Origin of the sequence: Thermobifida halotolerans (assembly GCF_003574835.2) — a bacterium.
Classification (GTDB): domain Bacteria; phylum Actinomycetota; class Actinomycetes; order Streptosporangiales; family Streptosporangiaceae; genus Thermobifida; species Thermobifida halotolerans.
Map to the genome: position 1 here is coordinate 5,239,598 of NZ_CP063196.1, position 21,788 is coordinate 5,261,385.

Annotated in this window: 17 protein-coding genes; 10 read left to right on the plus strand and 7 right to left on the minus strand. The window is 71.5% G+C overall.

Annotation, left to right across the window (positions count from 1 at the left end):
* Positions 1 to 350: 350 nt before the first annotated feature.
* The gene (gene glpX / locus NI17_RS23160; protein ID WP_068687488.1) at positions 351 to 1,376 is read right to left on the minus strand and encodes a class II fructose-bisphosphatase; all 1,026 of its coding nucleotides are present in this window, start codon (positions 1,374 to 1,376) and stop codon (positions 351 to 353) included.
* A gap of 158 nt (positions 1,377 to 1,534) precedes the next feature.
* Here glpX and NI17_RS23165 point away from each other — a divergent pair, with 158 nt between their 5' ends.
* The 3 genes from NI17_RS23165 to NI17_RS23175 all read left to right on the plus strand — a co-directional run bounded on the left by NI17_RS23165 (position 1,535) and on the right by NI17_RS23175 (position 3,788).
* Positions 1,535 to 2,140, plus strand: a complete 606-nt coding sequence (locus NI17_RS23165) for a TetR/AcrR family transcriptional regulator (protein ID WP_084012315.1) — start codon at positions 1,535 to 1,537, stop codon at positions 2,138 to 2,140.
* A 67-nt stretch (positions 2,141 to 2,207) separates the two neighbouring features.
* Positions 2,208 to 2,774 carry a DUF4245 domain-containing protein gene (locus NI17_RS23170; RefSeq protein ID WP_068687490.1) on the plus strand — a complete coding sequence of 189 codons (567 nt, stop codon included), beginning with the start codon at positions 2,208 to 2,210 and terminating at the stop codon, positions 2,772 to 2,774.
* Between the two features lie 111 nt (positions 2,775 to 2,885).
* The gene (locus NI17_RS23175; protein ID WP_068687491.1) at positions 2,886 to 3,788 is read left to right on the plus strand and encodes a hypothetical protein; all 903 of its coding nucleotides are present in this window, start codon (positions 2,886 to 2,888) and stop codon (positions 3,786 to 3,788) included.
* A 12-nt stretch (positions 3,789 to 3,800) separates the two neighbouring features.
* On the opposite strand, the gene NI17_RS23180 is transcribed toward NI17_RS23175, so the two are convergent.
* The 4 genes from NI17_RS23180 to NI17_RS23195 all read right to left on the minus strand — a co-directional run bounded on the left by NI17_RS23180 (position 3,801) and on the right by NI17_RS23195 (position 7,056).
* Complete coding sequence (locus NI17_RS23180) at positions 3,801 to 4,043, minus strand: exodeoxyribonuclease VII small subunit (RefSeq protein ID WP_369974956.1); 243 nt, start codon at positions 4,041 to 4,043, stop codon at positions 3,801 to 3,803.
* Complete coding sequence (xseA, locus tag NI17_RS23185) at positions 4,043 to 5,266, minus strand: exodeoxyribonuclease VII large subunit (protein ID WP_119267983.1); 1,224 nt, start codon at positions 5,264 to 5,266, stop codon at positions 4,043 to 4,045. Before xseA ends, NI17_RS23180 begins: the two co-directional genes overlap by 1 nt.
* 47 nt (positions 5,267 to 5,313) lie before the next feature.
* Positions 5,314 to 6,144, minus strand: a complete 831-nt coding sequence (locus NI17_RS23190; protein ID WP_068687494.1) for a patatin-like phospholipase family protein — start codon at positions 6,142 to 6,144, stop codon at positions 5,314 to 5,316.
* Between the two features lie 186 nt (positions 6,145 to 6,330).
* Positions 6,331 to 7,056, minus strand: coding sequence for a DUF8129 domain-containing protein (locus NI17_RS23195; protein ID WP_068687495.1), 726 nt, complete (start codon positions 7,054 to 7,056; stop codon positions 6,331 to 6,333).
* 256 nt (positions 7,057 to 7,312) lie between these two features.
* On the opposite strand from NI17_RS23195, the gene NI17_RS23200 reads away from it, so the two are divergent.
* Positions 7,313 to 8,314 carry a 4-hydroxy-3-methylbut-2-enyl diphosphate reductase gene (locus NI17_RS23200; RefSeq protein ID WP_068687910.1) on the plus strand — a complete coding sequence of 334 codons (1,002 nt, stop codon included), beginning with the start codon at positions 7,313 to 7,315 and terminating at the stop codon, positions 8,312 to 8,314.
* 4 nt (positions 8,315 to 8,318) lie between these two features.
* On the opposite strand, the gene NI17_RS23205 is transcribed toward NI17_RS23200, so the two are convergent.
* Both NI17_RS23205 and NI17_RS23210 read right to left on the minus strand, forming a co-directional pair.
* The gene (locus NI17_RS23205) at positions 8,319 to 8,837 is read right to left on the minus strand and encodes a DUF6542 domain-containing protein (protein ID WP_234401535.1); all 519 of its coding nucleotides are present in this window, start codon (positions 8,835 to 8,837) and stop codon (positions 8,319 to 8,321) included.
* A gap of 32 nt (positions 8,838 to 8,869) precedes the next feature.
* Positions 8,870 to 10,225, minus strand: coding sequence for a DNA recombination protein RmuC (locus tag NI17_RS23210; RefSeq protein WP_068687497.1), 1,356 nt, complete (start codon positions 10,223 to 10,225; stop codon positions 8,870 to 8,872).
* Positions 10,226 to 10,366: 141 nt separating this feature from the next.
* On the opposite strand from NI17_RS23210, the gene ychF reads away from it, so the two are divergent.
* From ychF to NI17_RS23240, 6 genes are all read left to right on the plus strand, one after another.
* Positions 10,367 to 11,461, plus strand: a complete 1,095-nt coding sequence (gene ychF / locus NI17_RS23215) for a redox-regulated ATPase YchF (protein ID WP_068687498.1) — start codon at positions 10,367 to 10,369, stop codon at positions 11,459 to 11,461.
* Between the two features lie 464 nt (positions 11,462 to 11,925).
* Complete coding sequence (locus tag NI17_RS23220; protein ID WP_068687499.1) at positions 11,926 to 12,894, plus strand: conjugal transfer protein; 969 nt, start codon at positions 11,926 to 11,928, stop codon at positions 12,892 to 12,894.
* A gap of 97 nt (positions 12,895 to 12,991) precedes the next feature.
* Complete coding sequence (locus tag NI17_RS23225) at positions 12,992 to 13,294, plus strand: hypothetical protein (RefSeq protein ID WP_068687500.1); 303 nt, start codon at positions 12,992 to 12,994, stop codon at positions 13,292 to 13,294.
* Between the two features lie 13 nt (positions 13,295 to 13,307).
* Entirely contained in the window at positions 13,308 to 16,829 is a 3,522-nt protein-coding gene (locus NI17_RS23230) for a TcpE family conjugal transfer membrane protein (RefSeq protein ID WP_243597572.1), read from the plus strand.
* Between the two features lie 46 nt (positions 16,830 to 16,875).
* Positions 16,876 to 19,359 carry an ATP-binding protein gene (locus NI17_RS23235; RefSeq protein WP_068687501.1) on the plus strand — a complete coding sequence of 828 codons (2,484 nt, stop codon included), beginning with the start codon at positions 16,876 to 16,878 and terminating at the stop codon, positions 19,357 to 19,359.
* On the plus strand, positions 19,356 to 21,713 hold the full coding sequence (locus NI17_RS23240; RefSeq protein ID WP_119267997.1) for a type IV secretion system protein: 2,358 nt from the start codon (positions 19,356 to 19,358) through the stop codon (positions 21,711 to 21,713). The genes NI17_RS23235 and NI17_RS23240 overlap by 4 nt, the downstream gene beginning before the upstream one ends.
* Positions 21,714 to 21,788: the final 75 nt, after the last annotated feature.

The window sequence follows — 21,788 nt, forward strand, 5'->3', positions numbered from 1 at the left end:
GCCCGTACGGCTGAGCCAGGGGCTGGCCCATGGGCGGGCCCTGGGGGGCGGCGTAACCGGGACCGGTCGGCTGTCCGGGAGGTGCTCCCTGAGGCTGTCCCTGGGGGTGGTATCCCGGACCGGGGGGCTGTCCCGGTGGCGGCTGCTGCCCCCACCGGGGCGGTTGGTTGTGCGGGTCGGGGTAGGACATCGGACCTCCGGACGAGCGGGGGGAGTCTCACGGTTTTTCCGGTCGTCTATGACTACCGGAGGGGTGTGACAGTTCCTCCCGATACGGCTTCGTGCCCGAAAAGTGACCGGACCCCGCCATGATGGCCGGATCCGGTCAGAGCCGTCCGCGGGTTCGCCGGTCAGTTGGCGGCCGAGAAGTCGACGCCGCTGTAGGTGGCCAGCTTGCTGAGCTGGTGCTCACTGGTCACGCGGCGGATGGTGCCGCTGCGTCCGCGCATGACCAGGGACTCGGTGGTGGCGCCGCCGTCGGCGTAGCGGACCCCGCCGAGCAGCTCCCCTCCGGTGATGCCGGTCGCGGCGAAGAAGACGTCCTCGGAGGAGACCAGGTCGTCGGTGGTCAGCACCCGCGCCAGGTCGTGCCCCGAAGCCTCGACCCTGCGCCGCTCCTCGTCGTTGCTCGGCCACAGACGCCCCTGGATCACACCGCCCAGGCACTTGATGGCGCACGCGGCGATGATGCCCTCGGGGGTGCCGCCGATGCCCAGCAGCAGGTCGACGCCGGTTCCGGCGCGCGCGGCCATGATCGCCCCGGCCACGTCGCCGTCGGTGATGAACTTGATGCGGGCGCCGGTCCGGCGGACCTCGTGCACCAGTCGCTCGTGCCGGGGCCGGTCCAGGATGACCACCGTGATGTCCTGCGGGCTGCCGCCCTTGGCCTTGGCCACCGCGCGGACGTTGTCGGCGACGGGGGCGTTGATGTCGACCACGTTCGCCGCGGCCGGACCGGTGACCAGTTTCTCCATGTAGAACACGGCGGACGGGTCGAACATGGAGCCGCGCGGGCTCACCGCGATCACCGACACCGCGTTGGGCATTCCCATCGCGGTCAGCCGGGTGCCGTCGACCGGGTCCACGGCGACGTCGCACTCGGCGCCGTTGCCGTCGCCGACCTGTTCGCCGTTGTACAGCATGGGGGCGTTGTCCTTCTCACCCTCCCCGATGACCACCGTGCCCTTCATCGACACGGTGCTGATCAGGTGGCGCATTCCTCGGACGGCGGCGCCGTCCGCCCCGTTCTTGTCGCCACGGCCCACCCAGCGCGCGGCGGCCAGCGCCGCGGCCTCGGTGACCCGTACCAGTTCCAGGGCCAGGTTGCGGTCGGGAGCGTCGTGCGGGATCGGTACCGGAGCATTCGCAGTGGTCATGACAGGCCCTTTCCGAATCGGTTCTTCCGCCCGAAGGTGCGGAGAACGCGCCGATTCTCTCAGCTTCGTCGGCCGCTGGGTCGTGCGGGACCCGCTGGCGTACTCTCTTCAACACTAGGCGAGCCCTTCGCACGCGATTGGGGACGATTGGGTTGACTGTGGAGAAGGTGGAAAAGCCGGTGCGCGTCTCGGCCCGGGGAGCAGCCACACGCACCGCGCTGCTGAAGGCCGCATCGCACGTGTTCCGCACGGTCGGCTTCGACAAGGCCGGGGTCAGCGAGGTCGTCGCCTACGCCGGAGCCAGCGTCGGGAGTCTGTACCATCACTTCACCGGTAAGGCGGATCTCTACCTGGCGCTGTACGAGGAGTTCCAGCAGCGCCAGCAGGACCGGACGCACCAGGCGGTCGCCCGGGCGCGGGCGCGGGGGGAGAACAGCCCCCACCGGCTCATGAACATCGCCGCACGCGCCTACCTGGAGGGGTGCATCGAGGAGCGCGAGACCACCCGGCTCTTCTACAGCGGTGACAGCCCTCCCGGATTCGAGGCGCTCATGCGCGAGCAGCTGCGGGAGTGGACCGGCCGCAACGCCGCCCTGTTCCGCAAGGCCGACGAGCCGGTGGACGAGGCGCTGCTGCTGATCGTCAGCGGGTCGATCTCGCTCGCGGCGACCGAGGTCATCAACCGCGAGGACCTCGACGACGCCCGCGGGTTCGCCGACGCGGTGGTGGAGCGGCTGAACAGCCTGACACCCCGGTCGGAGTGAGCCGCGACCATCGGGCAAGCTGGAGGCGACAGAACCGGAAACGCGGTGACGGGGTGGGAAGAACCGCATGAGCAGTGGTGGTCGCCGAACCGACAGCACCTTTCTCGGCTACGCGATCGTGCTGGGCGCGATCGCTCTGGTGGTGCTGGTGATGACACTGGTGGTGGACGCGCGCAGGGAGGAGCGCATCCCCACCGTCGACTACACCGCCGACGCGCTCACGCTCGGCGAGATCGCGCCGTACCGGGCGTACGCGCCCGAGGGACTGCCCGAGGGGTGGACGCCGACCAGTTCGCGGCTGGAGACCGGCGGCGCGCTGCCGGGTGGGGAACCGACCGAGCCGGTCCGGTGGACGCTGGGGTTCGCCACCCCCGAGGACCGGCACGCGGCCTTCCACATCAGCGACGCCGACCCGGAGGAGTTCATCGCCGAGGTCAGCATGGACGGGGAGCCCGACGGCGAGTCCACGGTGGACGGCCAGGTCTGGGAGCGCCGGTACAACGAGACCGAGGGTGAGCGCTCCCTGGTGCTGCGCACCGACGACGCCACCCTCGTGGTCAGCGGCGGCGCGTCCTACGAGGAGTTGGAGACGCTCGCGGGGGCACTGGAGCCGCAGACACCCCCGCAGAGGTGAAATCCTCGGTATGAGGGGCTGGGGTCTGCATTCCGACACCGTGCGGCGTCGGCGGCGTGAATCGGCCCCGGCTCGTGGTCACACGTCTCCGACCGACAAGGAGCATCCCCCATGCCGTGGTCCGTCAACGGCGAGATCGAGTTCGGGCCGATCGCGCTCACGCTGACCATCGCGCTGCTGGCGGCCACGATCGTGGTGGAGCCGCTGGCGGGACGGCGATCGTTCGCGAGGCTGCGCGCGGCCGCGGACCACGACCCCGGCGCGCTCATCCGCTACAGCCGCGAATCACTCGTCGCGTCCGCGGTCCTGCTCGTGGCGGACATCGCGGTACTGGCCACCGCGGTGTCGCTGCCCACCGCCGCGGTCGGGCTGGCACTGGTCGAACCCGAGGCCGTGGTCCGGGGCGTCCGGTCACTCGTCACGGTGACCGCTGAAGGACCGCAGGACGTCAGCTGGCTGGGGTATGCCGTCCTGTTCGTGATGTTGCTGGTCACAGTGCTGGGCCTCGTGGTCTTCCTGTCGGCCAGGGTGGCGGTGGTCCGGACCCAGCGCAGGGACGGCCTGCCCTACCACCTGTCGCCCGAAGCCGCGAAGCTGCCCGAGGCCTCCCGCCGACTCCTGCGGATCGTGATGCCCGTGACCGCCGCCCAACGCAGGTGGGTGGCAGCAGCGGCGGCAGCCGACGAGGCGGAGACCGTCCTGCGGTTCTACGGGATCTTCCTCGCCCTGCTGATCGGTGTGGTCGGAATGGGTCCCGTGGGGAGCTGGGCCGTGGTGACGACGCTGTCCCTGCTGCGTTCCCTCGTGACCGTCGGCCAGTGGCGGCCGGCGTGCGAGTACGCCTTCATGCACGCCGTGGCCGCGGCGCTGTACCTGTTCTTCCTGCCCGGCAGCCTCCTGGTGCCGCTCCTGGTGACCGCCCACAACAGTGTGATCAAGGCCCTGACCCCCGTCACCGGACAGCGGGAACGAGGAGTCATGGAGGTGCTGCCCGACACCGAGGAACCCCGGTAGCGGCGGGAACGGTCAGAACGGGGCGTCGCCGTCCCCGTCGTCCGGGGAGTCCTCGGCCAGGGCGGCGGCGAGCTTGGCGCGGGCGCCCTCCAGCCACGCCTCGCACGTCTTCGCCAGCTCCTCGCCGCGCTCCCACAGCGCCAGGGACTCCTTGAGGGTCAACCCGCCCGACTCCAGGCGGCGCACCACCGTGTTCAGCTCCTCGCGCGCCTCCTCGTAGCTCAGCTCCGGTTCGGCCGCCGTGTTCTCACCCATCATTCCCCCTCGTCGTCGCTTCTGTCCTTGGCGATCGCGGTCAGTCCGTCCTCGGCGAACCGCAACCGCAACTCCTCACCCGGCGCCACGTCGGCCGCCGAGCGCACCACCGTGCCGTCGGCGCGCCGCACGATCGCGTATCCCCGCGCCAGCGTCGTGGCCGGGGACAGCGCGTGCAGCCGGGCGCGGGTGTGCGCCAGGCCGTCGCCCGCCCGGTCCAGGGCCGCGGTCAGGGCGCGGCGGCCCCGGTCGCGCAGTCCCAGGACCTGCTCGACCTGCCGGTCCAGCTCCCGCACGGGACTGGCCAGCACCGGCCGGGACCGCACTCCCGCCAGCCACGCCTCCTCGCGGGCGATGCCGCCCCGCAGCACCCGGCGCGCCCGGTCCCGCAACTGGTGGACGAGCTGCAACTGCTCGCCCACGTCGGGCACGACCTTCTTCGCGGCGTCGGTGGGGGTGGAGGCGCGCAGGTCGGCCACGTAGTCCAGCAGCGGGGTGTCCTGCTCGTGCCCGATCGCGCTCACCACCGGGGTGCGCGTGGCCGCGACCGCGCGCACCAGCGCCTCGTCGGAGAACGGCAGCAGGTCCTCCAGGGAGCCGCCGCCGCGCGCGACGATGATGACGTCGATCTCCGCGCGCGCGTCCAACTCCTCCAGCGCGGCCAGCACCTCGCCCACCGCGCGGTCGCCCTGCACCGCGACCTCGCGCACCTCGAACCGCACCGCGGGCCAGCGTCGGCGCGCGTTCTCCAGCACGTCGCGCTCCGCGGCGGAGTCGCGCCCGCAGACCAGGCCGACCACGCCGGGCAGGAACGGCAGCCGCCGCTTGCGGGACTCGGCGAACAGGCCCTCGGCGGACAGGGTCTGCCGCAGCCGTTCCAGCCGGGCCAGCAGTTCCCCCAGACCGACGTGGCGGATCTCCAGGGCCTGCAGCGCGAAGGTGCCGCGCGGCACGTAGAAGTCGGGTCGGGCGTGGACGACCACCCGGGCGCCCGGCTCGAGGGCGGGCGCCGCGGCCTGCAGTACCCGGATCGGGCAGGTCACCCGGGCCGACACGTTCGCCACCGGATCGCGCAGGGTGATGTAGGCCATGCCGCCGCGCCGGTTCAGTTCCGCGATCTGCCCCTCGACCCAGATGCGGCCGAGCCGTCCGATCCAGCCGCCGACGGCCTGCAGGACGACGCGTACCGGTTGCGGGGACTCGGGGGAACTCTCCATACCCATGTGCCGAGCCTAGACGCAGCCACCGACATCGGCGCGGGACCGCGGGCTCAGACCCCCCACGTCTTGGCGACGCGGACCGCCACCTCCACCGCCTGCAGGCGTCCCGCCTGGGCCGCGCGGGCGCGCCCGGCCGGGTTCAGCGGATCGCGGCCGAACGCGGCCCTGGCCTCCGTGCTCGGGGTGACCAGCGCGCCGCGTGCGCCTTCGGGTAGGCCCGCCGGCTCCGGTCCGGGGCAAAGCAGCGGACCGGCGCCCGCGGTGGGCGCCAGCACCACCACCCGCTCGTGTCCGGCGGCCAGGTCCGCGTTGGTCGCGGACCGCACGCTCGCGTCGATGTACCACCGGCCGTCGATGTCCACCGGCGGCCACAACCCGGGGACCGCGCTGCTCGCCGCAACCGCCCGCACCAGGTCGACCCCGTCGTTCCGGGAGAACGTCCGCAGCGTGCCGGACCGCGCGTCCACCGCCGTGAGCACCAGGTTGTGCTCGGGCCAGGCGTGCGCGGGCAGCCGGGAGGCGATGACCCGCTCCCGCACCGCCTGGGAGAACCGCGCGGAGGAGGCCGCGACCAGTCCGGCGCGGGCCCGCCCCGCCTCCGGGGAGCGCGCCGTCAGCAGCGCGCCCGCCACCCGCACCGCGGCCGACCACCGCGGCCGGGCCGCGATCTCGGCGTCCGCCGGCGCGAGCTGCCGCTCGTACAGTTCGTCGAGTTCGATCCCCGAGGTGAGCTGCGCCCCCGCCGAGGCGCCCGCCGAGGTACCCAGCACCAGGTCGGCGTCCCGCAGGTCCACGCCCATGTCCCGCAGACCCGCGAGGATCCCGATTTCCCAGGCGAGCCCGGCGATGCCGCCGCCACCCAGCACGAGCGCCTTGCCCATGGGAGAGCACCCCTCCGATCAGAGTCCCGCTCACATCGGTCCAACGATACGAGCACAGGGTCGGCCCGCAGGAGGGCCGCCGGGAGCGGGCCGCGCCCCGCGGCGGCCGGTGGACATGACGGAACCGGAACCGGACGGCCCGACGTCCGACCCCGGTCCACTGCCGTCACCCCGTGTCGACGACCGCTACTCGGTGGACTGCGCCTCCAGCTTCGCCACCCGGTTGTCGAACATGCGCACGAACTCGGGGCGGTTGGCGTGGGCGGCCTCGTAGGCGCGCAGCTGCCGGACCTGGTCGATGGTGAGCTTGCGCAGTCGGGCGCGCACCGAAGGCAGCGTCAGGGAGTCGTAGTTGGGCAGCGGCGCCTCCTCGGGGGCCTCCGCGGACTCCTCGGGGGCCTTCTCGGCAGGCTGCTCAGCGGCCCTGGTCTCCTCGACCGCCTCGGTGAACGCCGAGGTGGGCGCCGCCACGGTCTTGGCCTCGGCGACATCCAGGGTCTCGGCGATCTCCGCCCTCTCCTCCGGGGACAGCGGTTCGTCGCCGCCGGACTCGGGTTCGGCCCCGGTCTCCGCGGCGCTGTCCCCCCCGCCCCTGGCGGTTTCGGGGGCCTGCTCGGGAGCCCCGGCGGCCTCGGGCGCCTTGGACGTCTCCAGCGGTTTGCCGGGCTCGGGCGGCTGGGTGGTGGGACGCTGCTCGCCGGAGGAGACCGCCTCGGTGGCGAACTCCGCGGCGGCGTCGGCGTCGGCGGTCTCGGCGGGCGTCGTCTCGGTGACGTCACCCTCGGCGCGCGTGGCCGGGGCGTCGGCGGCGGCCATGTCCTCGGGTTTGCTGGAGACCACGGGACGGGTGGACCTGCCGAAGAGGCGCTTGAAAGCGTCGCTGATCTTACTTGCCAGGGAGGGCTTGGACATGGGACTCGGAGGCTCCTGAACGTTCACGGTCAAAACGGTGCGGGCACATCCGACGGGGCCTTGAAGGACGCTGTCGGGACGGCGGCGGTGTGTTGTGGTTGCGCAGATAGCCAGAATAAGGGAGTTTCACTCGTCACAGCAGGACGGCGAGGGGGAATTCGCCAGGTCGGAACCGGCGTGAGTTCCCCGTGTTATCCCCGGATCGCCGGTGCCTCGGGTGGTTCCCGCGGCGGACGCGGCCCGTAGGATGGTGGACATGACTGCGACGAACCGCCGCCGTGTCCTCCTCGCCAAACCCCGCGGCTACTGCGCCGGGGTCGACCGCGCCGTCATCACGGTCGAGAAGGCCCTCGAACAGTACGGGGCGCCCATCTACGTCCGCAAGCAGATCGTGCACAACACGCATGTGGTGCGCACGCTGGAGGAGCGCGGCGTCGTCTTCGTCGAGGAGACCTCCGAGGTGCCCGAGGGCGCCACCGTCGTCTTCTCCGCGCACGGGGTCTCCCCCCAGGTGCACCAGGAGGCGGCCGAACGCGGCCTCAAGACCATCGACGCCGCCTGCCCGCTGGTCACCAAGGTGCACAAGGAGGCGCAGCGCTTCGCCTCCGAGGACCTCGACATCATCCTGATCGGGCACACCGGCCACGAGGAGGTCGAGGGCACCAGCGGCCACGCCCCCGAGCACATCCGGATCGTCGACGGCCCCGAGGAGGTCGCCGACATCGAGGTCCGCAACCCCGACCGGGTGGCCTGGCTGTCGCAGACGACGCTGTCGGTGGACGAGACCAACGCCACCGTCCAGGCGCTGCGCGAGCGGTTCCCCAACCTCATCGACCCGCCCAGCGACGACATCTGCTACGCCACCTCCAACCGCCAGGCCGCGGTCAAGGAGATCGCCCCGCGGTGCGACCTGTTCGTCGTGGTCGGCTCGGCGAACTCCTCCAACTCGGTCCGCCTGGTCGAGGTCGCCCGCGACGCCGGGGCCCGCGCCTCCTACCTGGTCGACAACGCCACCCTTCTCAAGGAGGAGTGGCTGGAGGGCGTCACCACCGTCGGAGTCAGCAGCGGCGCCTCGGTGCCCGAGATCCTGGTGCGCGAACTGCTCGACCGGTTGGCCTCCCACGGCTTCGACGACGTCGAGGAGGTCGAGACCGAACGGGAGAAGCTCACCTTCGCCCTCCCCAAGGAACTGCGCTCCCGGCGGGCCAAGGACGACGGTTCCCTGGTCGGCAGGTCGCTTCCGGTCTCCCCGGCCTGACCTCTCAGGGGCCGCGGCGGAGCCGACGGGGGTGGCGGCCGTTCAACTCGTCGCCCAACTCCCGCACGTTGCGCAGCAGACCGCGGACCAGGGTGATCACCAGCAGCAGAGCGGTTCCGCCGAACAACCAGGGGGCGACGTCGGCGAGTCGGGCGCCCACGCCGATCGCCACCCCGCGCACGAAACCGTCGCCTCCCGCGGTCAGCAGGCATTCGGCGGCCAGCACGCCGCCGAAGTAGGCCAGCGGCGGGCTCACACTCAACGCCAGCAGGTCGCTGGGGCGCACGGTCAGGGCGGTCAGGGCACAGGCGGTCACGAAGCCGACCCCGTTCACCACGTGGTGTTCGACGGCGCTGGCCGCCAGCGCCGAGACGAAGCTGACCAGCACGACGCACACGATCGCGCCACGCGCGGTGAGCCGAAGCGGCGGTCCGACCGAGCGGGAGGACGCGCCGTTGCGGTGCCGGGGCGCCGAAGCGGACCGGCGCGGCATACGGGAGCCGCGCGTGTCCCGTCCAGCCATCACCGCGACTCCCCTCGCATCGCCCCTGGTAGTCAGTGTCTCACTTCGGGTGAGGTGTCCCGTTCCTCTTCGCCTGCCGTGTCGCCGACTCCGGCCGCGGAACCACCGTCCGGCGTCGCACCGTACAGCCCGCCGGGCGCGTGCGGCGTACCGGCCCGGCCCTCACGGGCGGCGTCGAGCAGTTCCGCCGCGGTCAGGGGCCGGGTCTGCTCCCGCACCCCCTGCGGCGCGTCCAGGTCGCCGTCCACCAGTCCCAGTTCCCCGAACCGGCGTGCCGTCACCAGCACCCGGTTCTCCAGCGAGCCCACGGTCTGGTTGTAGGCCGTGACCGCCCGGGACAGCGCCCTGCCGAGGCCGTCCATGTGACCGCCGAGCGTGGCGAGCCGCGTGTGCAACTGCTTACCCAGTTCGAACACCTGCCGTGCGTTGCGGCTCAGCGCCTCCTGCTGCCACGCGTACTGGGCGGTGCGCAGCAGCGACACGAGCGTGGTGGGCGTGGCGATGTGCACCCGCCGGGACATGGCGTACTCCAGCAGTTCGGGGTCGTGCTCCAGCGCCGGGGCGAGGAACGCCTCCCCCGGGATGAACAGCACGACGAACTCGGGAGCGGGGGCGAACGCCGCCCAGTACGTCTTGGCGGCCAACCGGTCCACGTGCGTGCGGACGTGCCGGGCGTGCGCGGTGAGCCGGGCCGCCCGCACGTCGGGGGAGTCGCTCTCCACCGCCTCCAGGTAGGCGGCGAGCGGCACCTTGGAGTCCACGACGATGTTCTTGCCGCCCGCCAGCCGCACCACCATGTCGGGACGGCGCGCGCCGTCGTCGGTCACGGCCGTGGCCTGCTCCTCGAAGTCGCAGAAGGCCGCCATCCCGGCCAGTTCGGCGACACGGCGCAGCTGCAACTCCCCCCACCGGCCGCGGGCCTCCGGCCTGCGCAGCGCGGTCACCAGGGCGTTGGTCTGGTCGCGCAGCCGGTCGGAGCCCTGCCGCACCATCTCGACCTGTTGGGCGAGTTCGGCGTGGGCGGCGCGGCGTCCCGCGTCCACCTCCCGCAACTGCTCCTCGACCCGTGCCAGCGTCTCCCTGAGCGGAGCGACCAGATGCTCGATCGCCTCGCGGCGGCGGTCCAGGTCGTTCTCGGCCGCGAGGTGCACCGCCTTGAGCCGCCCCTCGGCCAGTTCCAGGAAACGCCGGTTCGCGCCGTCCAGGGCCAGCGCCGACAGCGACCGGAACCGCTCCTCCAGTCGCTCGTCGGCGTGCGCGGCCCGCTCCTCGGCGGCCTGGGCGCGCGCCCGTGCCTCGGCGTCGCGCGACCGCGCCAGCGCCCAGCCCAGGGCCGTGCCCACGCCCACCCCCACCAGTAGTGCGAGGATCACAGAAAACCCGTCCATGGTCGGCCATGCTCTCAGGCCCGACGCGGCAGGGGGTCCCTGCCGCACGCGGGACACCGGTGGCGGTCCGGCGCCCGCGGGGCCCGCGGCGGGCCGCAGACCAGCACGGGGGTGCTCGGCGACGATCTAGACTCGATTGTCGTGAGTCTGTCTATCGGGATCGTCGGCCTGCCGAACGTCGGCAAGTCCACGCTGTTCAACGCACTGACCAAGAACGACGCTCTGGCCGCGAACTACCCGTTCGCCACCATCGAGCCCAACATCGGTGTGGTCGGTGTCCCCGACCCGCGCCTGGACACCCTGGCCGAGATCTTCGGTTCGGCCAGGACCGTTCCGGCCACCGTCACCTTCGTGGACATCGCCGGAATCGTCCGGGGCGCCTCCGAGGGGGAGGGCCTGGGCAACAAGTTCCTGGCCAACATTCGCGAGAGCGACGCGATCTGCCAGGTCATCCGGGTGTTCGAGGACCCCGACGTGACCCACGTCGAGGGGGGCATCGACGCCGCGCGCGACATCGAGACCATCAACACCGAGCTGATCCTCGCCGACCTGCAGACCCTGGAGAAGGCGCTGCCGCGGCTGGCCAAGGAGGCCCGCACCAACGCCAAGGACAAGGAGAAGCAGCTGGTCCTGGCCGCGGCCGAGGGGGCGCGCAAGATCCTCGACGAGGGGCGGACCCTGTTCGCGGGCGCCCGCGACGCCGGACTCGACGTCGCGGTGCTGCGTGAGCTGAACCTGCTCACCGTCAAGCCGTTCCTCTACGTGTTCAACGTGGACCTGGAGGAGTTCGCCGACGAGACGCTGCGCGCCAAGCTGGCCGACCTGGTGGCCCCGGCCGAGGCGATCTTCCTGGACGCCAAGATCGAGGCGGAGCTCATCGAGCTCGACGACGCCGAGGCGGCCGAGCTGCTGGAGTCGATGGGGCAGACCGAGTCCGGCCTGGCGCAGCTCGCCCGTGTCGGGTTCGACACACTGGGCTTGCAGACCTACCTGACGGCGGGGCCCAAGGAGGCGCGCGCCTGGACCATCCGGAAGGGCGCCACCGCCCCCGAGGCGGCCGGGGTCATCCACACCGACTTCCAGCGCGGCTTCATCAAGGCCGAGGTCGTCTCCTACGACGACCTGGTCGAGGCGGGATCCATGCAGGCCGCCAGGGCCGCGGGCAAGGTCCGCATGGAGGGCAAGGACTACGTGATGGCCGACGGCGACGTCGTGGAGTTCCGCTTCAACGTCTGACACGGGCCCGGACCCGGAGCGCACCGCGGACGCGGCGTCCGGGGACCGTGGACGCGGCGGAGCCCCGGCCCGCGCTCCCCGGCCACGGGCCGGGCCCGGGAACGCCCCGTCACGGAGCGGGACCGCTTCGGGGCGCATCGTGACCAGCGGAACCGGCCCGGTCCGAACCCCAGTGTGACCAGACGCCACATTTTTCTATCCGCACCGACATTTCCCCCTTTCCGGGCTATCCGGAAATAACGCTGTGACCTCGTCTAATCTCCTCATGGGGTAAAACATTGACCCGGTCGTGCCGCTTTCTCGCGTCGCGGCTTCGGGTAGAGATATCGGATTGGGGAGAAAACACCATCCGGTAATGCGGCCGTAGATCCCAAGTCATGCCGCACCATGGAAGATGGGACAGACAGACGGACGGAAGAACCGGCGCCCCCCAGGTGGGGGACGCCCGTGTGGATGGAGGCGCGATGGCTGGCAGGTCGGCCGTTGGGCGCGGGGGCGTCATCGACGAGGACGCCCCCGGCGCGGCGGATGAGGCCTTCGACGCCGCTCCCGCCCGCGGCGGGGGGCGGCCCCGCGCCGGATCGGGCGGGCGCTGGTGGGTGTGGGTCGGCCGCGCCGTGCTGTGGGCGTTCATCATCGTGGTGATCTTCAACGGCGTCTGGCTGACGCTGCGCGAGAACTTCTTCCCCCCAACGGTCCAGCAACCGGTCGAGACCGAGGGCGTCGAGTTCCCCGAGACCGCGGCGGCCTCCCTGGCGGTGCGGTTCGCCGAGGTCTACCTCAACGCCGACCCCGCCGACGCCGAGCAACGCGCCGACGCCCTCGCCGAGTTCGTCCCCGAGGGCCGCGCCACGGCGTTCGACCTGCCCGGCGCGGAGCTGTCCGCCACCGGCATCGAGGTGCTCGTCGTCGACGTCAAGGACGAGCACAACGCGCTGGTGCGACTGGCCGCCGACATCAACGGCGAACCCATGACCCTGGACGTCCCCGTCTACGCCGACCAGGGCGGCACCGCGCTGGTGGTGTCGGGCCGCCCCGCGCTGCTGGCCGCCCCGGACAAGGCCACCCTCCCCGACACCTCCTTCGAGACCGACTCCGACGCCCGGGCCGAACTGGAACCGATCCTCAGGGGGTTCTTCGAGGCCTACGCGCAGAACCACGAGCACCTCGACCGCTACCTCGAGTCGGGAGCCGACATCGCCGCGCTCCCCGACGGAGTCCTGCAGTTCGGATCGGTCACCGAGGTCAGGGTGCCCGCCGCGGCCCAGGGCACCCAGGAGGACGTGCGCGTCGCCCAGGTCACCGTGGTGTGGCGGGTCCCCGGGGGCGACGAGCCCGCCGAACTCACCCAGAGCTACGACGTCACCGTCGTCAGAAGCGGCGGGTCCTGGTACGTGCGCGACATCCAGGGTGCGCTCAACTCGTTCGGGTGACCGGCGCGCCACAATGGTCGCGACCAGCCCAGCCACCAGTCAAGGAGAGGCAAGGACCATGCAGGACAGAACCCAGAACACGGAGGAGGCCGGCTAGATGCTTCCCCTCCTCACCGGCTTCGTCGCCGACGCGGCGTCCCCCGTGCTGCACCTTGCCGCCGAGGTGACCGACAGCCCCAACACCACCGGGCTCGCCGACTGGCTCCGCGGGTTCTTCGGTCCGCTCTTCCTCGTGATCGTGTCGATCGTCGCGATCTTCTTCCTCTTCACGAGGGAGATCACGCGGTTCGCGCAGTTCATCATCCTCGCGATCTTCATCGGGATCGTGTTCTACGTCCCGGGGATCATCGAAGTCCTCGCCGTCGCCATCGCGCGGGCCATGGGCGTGAACACCGAGTAGGGAGGCCGGGGACGTGGATCTGCCCACATACACCAGGATCTGGCGTATCGAGAAGCGGTTGTACAAGCTGTACGACTTCCGGCTGCCGTACCCGGTCTCGCTCGTCACCATCGGTGTCTTCGTGGGCACGACCGTCGTCTGGTGCCTGCTGATGAGCCTGGTGGGAGTGCCCTTCGCTCCCCCCGTCGGCCACGTGCTGTGGCTGGTCCCCCCCGGGGTGATCACGTTCCTGGCGACCCGCCCGGTCATCGAGGGCAAGAGCCTCACCGGGCTGCTGCGCTCCCAACTCGTCTACGGCGCCGAGGCGAGGGTCTACACCCGGCTCGCCCCCCAACGCGAGCCGGAGCGGATCGTCGTCTCGGCGCTGGTGTGGCGCCGCGACCCGGCCGCCGGGCCGCTGCCGACCCCCGGCGGCAGGACGGCCCGGCGAAGGGAGCGGCAGCGCGACGCCCGCCCCGACACCGCCGCCGAACCCGTCACCGAGTCCACGGCCGCCGAGGAGGCGGTCGCGCCCGCCGACGTGGCCGCCCCCGAACCGGCCGCGCCGCGACGTCCTCGGGAAACCGTCCGGACCGCGGGGAAGCAGCGGGGAACCGGGCCCTCGCTGTCCCGGCGCGTGCTCAACTACTTCGGGTTCGGACTGGAGCCGGACCGGTCCGCCGACACGGAGACAGTCTCCCCTCCCACCCCCCGGCGCCCGGAGCCGAGAACGCCCGCCACCCGGCGGACGGAACTGGCCCCCACCAGGAGCCGGGACGACGCACCGAGCCCTTCTTTCCTGTCGGGACGCGACGTGGGAGACACCGCAGCGCAGACACACGAGGACGAGGACTGGTATGCCGCTCTCGGCATGGCCTCGGGCCTGACGCCGTGGCCGCCGGACGAGAAGACGTCCGGAGCCGACCGTCCCGCCGAACCGGAGGAGCCGGACGACGGGGAGTCGCAACGCAGAGCGGCCGAGGAACGCGCCGCGGCACGCCGCCGGGCCGAGGAGATCATGTCCGCACCCGAACCGGAAGCGCCGGCCGAGTCCGCCCCCGCCTCCGCAGCGGCCGAGGAACCGGAGGCCGCGCGGGCCGCGTCCCCCGCCGACATCCCCACCCAGCCGTCCAGGGCCGAGGACTTCATGGACAGTGACGCCGAGCGCGCCCACCAGCGAGCCGGACGCCGACTGCGCGGCCGTGCCCAGGGGCGGACGATCGCCCGGCGGAGGGAGCAGGACCGCGCCGAGACCGCGGTCGAGACCGAGCAGTCCCCGCAGTCCCCCAGCCGGGCCGGGCACGGCCACGGCACGGCCCTGCCCGCCACCCCGGAGGAGGCGCGCGAGGAACGCGAACTCTCCCGACCGCGCCCCCGACCGCACGCCGCCCCCTGGGACCTGCCTCCGGTGGCGCGCACCACCGGCACCGGGGTGCCCGAGCCGAGCCCGTCCACCGCGTCGTCCCCGTGGGACGAGATCCGCGACGCCGCTCCTCCGGCCGCGACGGAGACCGCCGGGACCGCAGAGCGGGAGACCGAGGAGGTCCCGGCCGCCCCGGTCGACGACACGGCCGCAACCGTCGGGGGCGACAGCCCGGAGGAGAGCCGGGAGACCGGTGCCGCCGACACCGGTGACGCGGAGGAGCCCTCCGCCCGGGCGGAGGGCGCAGGGGCCGCGGACGGCGGGAGTCCGGCGGAGCCCGCCCCGCGGGAGATCACCTCCCTCGCCGACCGGATCCGCGCGGGCCGGACGAGCCGGATGGGCAAACCGCCGCTGGAACTGGACCACGGCACCGGCGAGCACGACAGCTTCACCGACGTCACCCGGCACCGGTCCACCGAGGGAACCGCGCAGGAGGAGCCCCCCGCGTCCTCCGCTTCCGCGTCACCCGAGGCCGAGCAGTCCGCGACCACACGGGCCGCGGAGCCGGACGTCCCGGCCGAGACCCCGCGCAAGCCCCACTGGGAACTCGACCACGGGACCGGCGCGTGGGAGCAGATCGCCGCCGCCCGCGAACAGGAGGCCGCCGAACCGGCGCGCCCCGAACCGGAACCGGAACGGCCGGAACCGGCCGCTCCCGCCGCGGCCCGGCGCAAACCGCCGCTGGAACTGGACCACGGCACCGGCGAGCACGACAGCTTCACCGACGTCACCCGGCACCGGCGCACCGAGGAGGAACTGGCCGCCATCGAACAGGCCGCGCTGCGCCGACGCGCTTTGGACGGCGAGCGGACCAACACCCCCGAACCGGACGACGGCCCCGCCGCCGGGACGGAGCGGACCGACCCGCCCCGCCCGTCGAACCGACTCGCCCGAGGAGTGCGTTCGGCGGGCAGCACCCCCGACACGGCCGACGGCACCGACAGCCCCGACCGCGGACCGGCCGCAGCCGAACCGGAACGCTCCACCGAACCGGAATCCGAACGCGGCCTGCTCACCCGGTTCGTCGACAACGCCCGCAGGGTCGGCGGGATGCTCACCCCCGCCCGGGGAACCACCGGTCGGGAACGGGGCCACGACGGACCGGACCGGGAGGTCCCCGCCGACAAACCCGACCTGCAACTCGACCACGGCACCGGCGAACAGCAACTGTTCTCCGACTCCACCACGCCCGGCCGCGGCAGCACCCCGCCGGCCACCGCGCCCGACGACCGCGAGACCGCCGCACACACCGAGGACTCGCCCAGCGGCGGTACCCGAGGCTGGCGGCGCCTGGCCCGCGTGGTCACCGGAGGCAACTCCGCCAACTCCAGACCCCAACTCCCACCCGCCGAACTGGAGCGCCTGCGCACCCCCCTCGACGGGTCCCGCGGCCTCGTCGTCCTCGGCTGCACCGGCGGCGCGGGCCAGACCGTCACCACGCTCATGCTCGGCCACACCCTGGCCGCCTACCGCGACGACCGCGTGGTCGCCGTCGACATCAACCCCGGCCCCGAGAGCCTGTCCCGGCGCGTCCGCACCGAGACCCCCGAGACCCTCACCTCGCTGCTGGCCAACACCGACGCCCTGCACGTCTACTCCAGCCTGCGCGGCTACACCTCGCAGACCCCCAGTGGCCTGGAGGTCGTGGCCACCCTGGACGACCCGTACGTGCAGACCCTCGACGACCGCGACTACGCCACCCTCACCGCGACACTGCGACGGCACTACACGATCACCCTGCTCGACCCGGCCGCCACCGGAGTGGCCCGCGCCCTGCCGGTGGTCGACGGACTCGTCCTGGTGGCGCCCGCCAGCTCTGACGCGGCCCGCTCGGTGGCGTTGACCTTCGAGTGGCTCGACGGCCACGGCTACGCCGACCTGCGCTCCCGGGCGATCGTGGTCATCAACGGCGTCAGCAGGCGCAGCCTCGCCGACGTGGACGCGGCCGAACAGGTCGCCCGAGGCAACTGCCGCGCCATCGTCCGCGTCCCCTGGGACGACCACATCGCCGCCACCCAGTCCGTCATCGAGGTCAGGGCGCTGCGCCAGACCACGCGCCGCGCCTACGCCGCACTGTCGGCGGTGGTGGCCGCGAACCTCGCCGCCCACGCCACGTCGGAGGCGAAGCGGTGACCCCCGTCCCGTTCCCCCGCCCCACACCCGCGCAGGAGGAGAGCCGATGAACGTCAGCAGACGCGCCAGCAGGCTGGCGGTCCGCTACTTCGACGATCGCGTGCTGCTCAGCGACACCGAAGCCTGGGCCTACTTCCGCCTGCCCACGATCTCCTACGAGTTCTCCACCCCCGAGGAACGCGAGGCCCTCGCCACCAACATCACGATCGCGCTCGCCGCGATCCGCATGAACGACGCCGAGGTGCACCTGCGCGTCGCCCACCGCACCTACCCGGCCGCGGAGTGGGCGACCCGGCTCGACACCACCTCCGACTCCGGCCCGGGCTGGTACGACTACCTCGACGAGATGTACCGGCACGTGTGGGCCAAGGACTTCTGGACCAAGGAGGTCTACCTGGGGGTGCGCCTGGGGCAGCGCGGAGTGCGCGCCCAGCTCTCCCAGGGCGTGTTCGCGCAGCTGTTCGGCGTCTACCAGCGCACCGAACAGGTCCTCGGCATGGAGGACCACGCCATCGACGACCGCGAGATCGCCCGCTGGACCGACCACGCCGAGCGCCTGGGCCGGGCACTGGCGGCCAGTTCCCTGCACGCCCGCCATGCCCACGCCTCCGAACTGGCCTGGCTGCTGCGGCACGCCGTCACCAGCACCGCCGAAGAACCCCGGGAGTCCGCCGCGGGGCGCCGCCGCTGGGGCCGCGGCGAGATCGAGGCGCTCGTCGACGGGGTCATCCACAACGGCCGCTCCCACCTGCGCCTGGAGCAGCCCGGCGGCGAGGCGTACGTGTCGTACCTGTCGTTCTCCCGCTTCCCCGACCTCATGCCGTTCCCCGACGGCGAACCGTGGCTGCACTACGCCGACGCGCTGCCGTTCCCCGTCGAGGCGTCGCTGCGCATGAAACTGGTGCCGCCCGCCAAGGCCAGCAAGGACGTCTCCCGCCGCCTCGCGCACGCCCGCGACATGCAGGCCCACATGAGCGAGGCCGGAGCCGAACCCGACATCGCCCTGGTCGAGCAGATCAGCGCCGCGCGCATGCTGGAGCACGGCATCACCAAGGAGCGGCTGCCGTTCGTGTACGGCTGGTACCGGCTGATGGTGGCCGCGCCCACCGAGAACCTGCTGGTGCAGCGGGTCGAGGCGGTGGTCGAGCACTACCGCGACATGGGCATCGACATCACCCAGTCCACCGGCGACCAGTTCTCACTGTTCTGCGAGTCGCTGCCGGGCGACCGGCTGCGCCTGGAGGCGTACGTGCAGCGCCAGCCGCTGCGCACCCTCGCGGGCGGCATGCCCACCGCCACCGTGGACCTGGGCGACCGCCGCGACACCAGCGGCGCGGGCTGGATCGGCCCCTACATCGGCGAGACGATGGGGCGGGCGCGCTCCGTCGTGCACTTCGACCCGATGGTCGCCGCCGCCCGCAACCGGCCCACCGCCATCGCCATCACCGGCGAGCCCGGCGGCGGCAAGACCACGCTGGCGCTGCTGCTCATCTACCAGTTGGCGCTGCGCGGGGTCACGGTCGCGGCCATCGACCCGAAGGGCGACGCCGAGTCCCTGGTGCGGCTGCTGCAGCGGCGCGGCCGCAAGGCGCGGATCATGTCGCTGGAGTCGGCGCAGGCCGGACTGCTCGACCCGTTCGGGTTCGGCGACGACCTGCCGACGAAGAAGACGATGGCCACCGAGACGCTGCGGCTGCTGCTGCCCCGCATGAGCGAGGAACGCGAGTCGGCGATGATCCAGGCGGTGGCGGCGGTGGCGAACCAGCCGCAGCCCAGCCTCGGCAAGGTCGTCACCCACCTGGAGTCCTCCGACGACGCGGCGTCGCGCAACCTCGGCGCGGTGCTGCGGTCCATGTCGGAGATGCGACTGGCCAGCCTGTGCTTCGACCCGCAGGGCGACACCCAGGTCGACACCGAGGGGTGGACCACCGTGTTCACGCTCGGCGGGCTGACCCTGCCCGACTCCGCGATCCACCGCGACGACTACAGCTACGAGCAGCGGCTCAGCGTGGCGCTGCTCTACCTGGTCAGCCAGTTCGCGCGCCGCCTGATGAACGGCCTGGACCGGCGACTGCCGAAGGCGATCTTCCTCGACGAGGCGTGGGCGGTCACCTCCACGCCGGAGGGCGCCAAACTGGTGCCCGAGGTGTCGCGCATGGGCCGGTCCCGCAACACCGCACTCATCCTGGTCAGCCAGAACGCCGGTGACCTGCTCAACGAACAGGTGACCAACTGCCTTTCCAGTGTCTTCGCCTTCCGCTCCACCGAGCGGGTCGAGGTGCGCGACGTGATGGCACTGCTCGGAATCGAGCCGTCAGAAGAGCACATTGCCGCGTTGCGCAACCTCGGGAACGGGGAATGCATCTTCCGGGATCTCGACGGGCGAGCCGGGCGTATCGCCGTCGACCTTGTTTCGGAGGAGTTGCTTCGGTGGCTCGACACCAACCCGACACGGCGAAAACCCCAGGTTGAGGAGGACGGCGCTTTGGTGGGCAGCACCGCGCGGGACATTCGGGAGCCGCTGTCATGACGTTTCTGGGCCGGGTGCGGCGAATCGACTGGCGGCGGACCGCGTTTCTGGTCACGTTCCTACTGGCTTTTCTGCTTGTCCCTGTCGGATCGGTTCAGGCCGCGGTTCCGGGGTGCGAGGGAGAACCGGCCCCCCAACCGGAGGCGGCGGGTTCGGGAGCGGACGGACTGCTGGTGCCGCCGAGGTCGCAGTCGTCCATCGTCGGATCGCCGGACGGCCTTCCACCCGACGCGAGTATTTACGGTCAGTACGGAACCGCCGGACAGCAGTGGCACACCATTCGTGAATCGTGCGTGGACAAACTGAGTTCCAGCGCGGTCGCCACGCTGAGCAACACCGCCTGGGACCTGTCCAAGACCATCAACCAGTCCACCATCACGGTCTACCAGGCCGCCACCTCCGACGGGTTGCTCGACAGCTTCAACGACGTGGTTGTCAGTGTCATCGCAGAGCTCCGCGAAGGGATCTGGCGTCCGCTCCTGCCGACGGTCGTCATCCTGGGAGCCATCTGGCTCGGCTGGTACGGACTCATCCGCAAACGGGTCACCCTGACCATCGAAAGTTCCGTGTGGATGGTGCTCGCCGCCACTCTGGGAATCTGGATACTTGTCAACCCGGCGCAGATCATGGGATATGCCAGCACAGTGGTCAACGCTGGCGGGAACCTAGTCAACAGCTCTATATCAAGAGTTTCGGTCCCAGGAGCTTCCGGGACATGCCCGGCTGGCGCACCTGAGATAGAGAGAGCGGAATGGGAAAGCGAGAATGATTTCGCGGTCCGCAGGAATTCTCAAATGCTGTGGTCGGGGCTAGTCTGTAGGCCGTGGATTGCCGGTGTCTTCGGATCTGGGGAAGTGGCAGAAAGTGCTGCCGCGTTTCATGGTATGAGTCTCCTTGAGGCGCAAGGTGTCAGCAGGATTGAGCAGAAGCAGATAAGTGATGGGGAAATAAATCCTGTTGAATTAATTCAAGACAAACAGGAGAATTACCAAGAGATTGCTTCAAGCGTCGAAGAATCTTATCCCGGCGTCTATCCGCTTTTTGAAGGTAGTCAGCAAGGAAGTCGATTGGGTGTAGCAACCCTTGCGCTTTTCTCTGCGATATTCGCTGGTGGATTGATTCTTGCTGGATCCGTGGCACTAATCGTCCTGAAGATCGGCTTCTTGCTTCTGCTTCTGCTGTCTCCGGTTTTCTTGCTGATCGGCATTCACCCTGGGTATGGACGCACAGTCCTGATCCGTTGGGTGGAGATGCTGCTGGGCCTGCTACTCAAACAGATTTTCGTGGTCCTGCTCATTGCGCTGCTGGTCATGTGCTATGGCCTGGTAATGGCTTCCGGTCTGGGCTGGGGTCTCCAGATGATCCTGCTGGCTCTGTTCACCGTGGCCCTGTTCATCTACCGCAGGCCGTTTGCGAACCTCTTCGCCTCGGTGAACGCCAACACCTTCACCTCGCGCATGGTCAGCGACGCGGTCAACAGTCGGGTGCTGGAGGCCAGCGCCAACGTGCTTCCGCCGGTCGCCTACATGAAGGCGCAGAAGTGGGGACTCAACCGGGCGCCGCAACTCGCCGCAGGGGCTGCTGCGATCCCGGCCGGAGCCGCCGCAACGGCGGGTGCGGCCGAGACCGCCGACACGGTGCGCGGCGACGCCGCGACGGAGACCGGGGGCGAGGCGGACACCGCCGCCGAGAGCGGAGGGCGCGCCCGGGCCCGGGGCACGGCCGGTTACGGCCGGGCCAAGGGCGGGGCGGCTCCGCCGCCGCTGAACCTTGACGGTGCCTCCGGCGCGGCCCGGCCCGGTGCCGCCCCGCAGCGGGACTCCTCCCAGGCACCTCGGCTCAACACGGCCTCCGCGGCCGCCGGTGGCGGACTCTTCGAGGGAACGGGAGGTGGTGAGCGGAGCGGCAGCATCCCGCCGCGTCCCTCCGGCGGATACACCGGAGTCGGAGACACCGGGTGGAGCTCGGTGTTCGGCACCGGTTCCTCCGGCAACGCCAGACGTGCCGAGGCGCCCCCGCGCAGCGGCGGGGACGCCGCACCGCCGAGGCCGGACTCCGCCGCTTCGGGAACGGGTCTGTTCGGCGGACGGACGGAGACCCCGCCGCAGGGCAGCACGCTGCCCCGGCCCTCCCGCTGGGCTGGCTCCGGCACCCGGGGTGAGAAGAAGCGGACTCCGCCTCCGTCCCGGCCCGCCCCGCCCCCCGCGCCGAGCGAACGGGGTGGGGGAGACGGCGGGACCTGGCTGACCGGATCGAACAAGAACAGCGACGCACCGGTCAGTCCATTCTGGGCGGGGGAGTCCGCGCGCCGCGATCGCAAGCGGGACGTCCCCTTCTGGTTGGACGACGACTGACCCGACATGTGAGGACAGCGGGGCCGCCCCGGCCCCGCCCCACCATCCCCGACCCCCGGACCAGATCCCACAGCC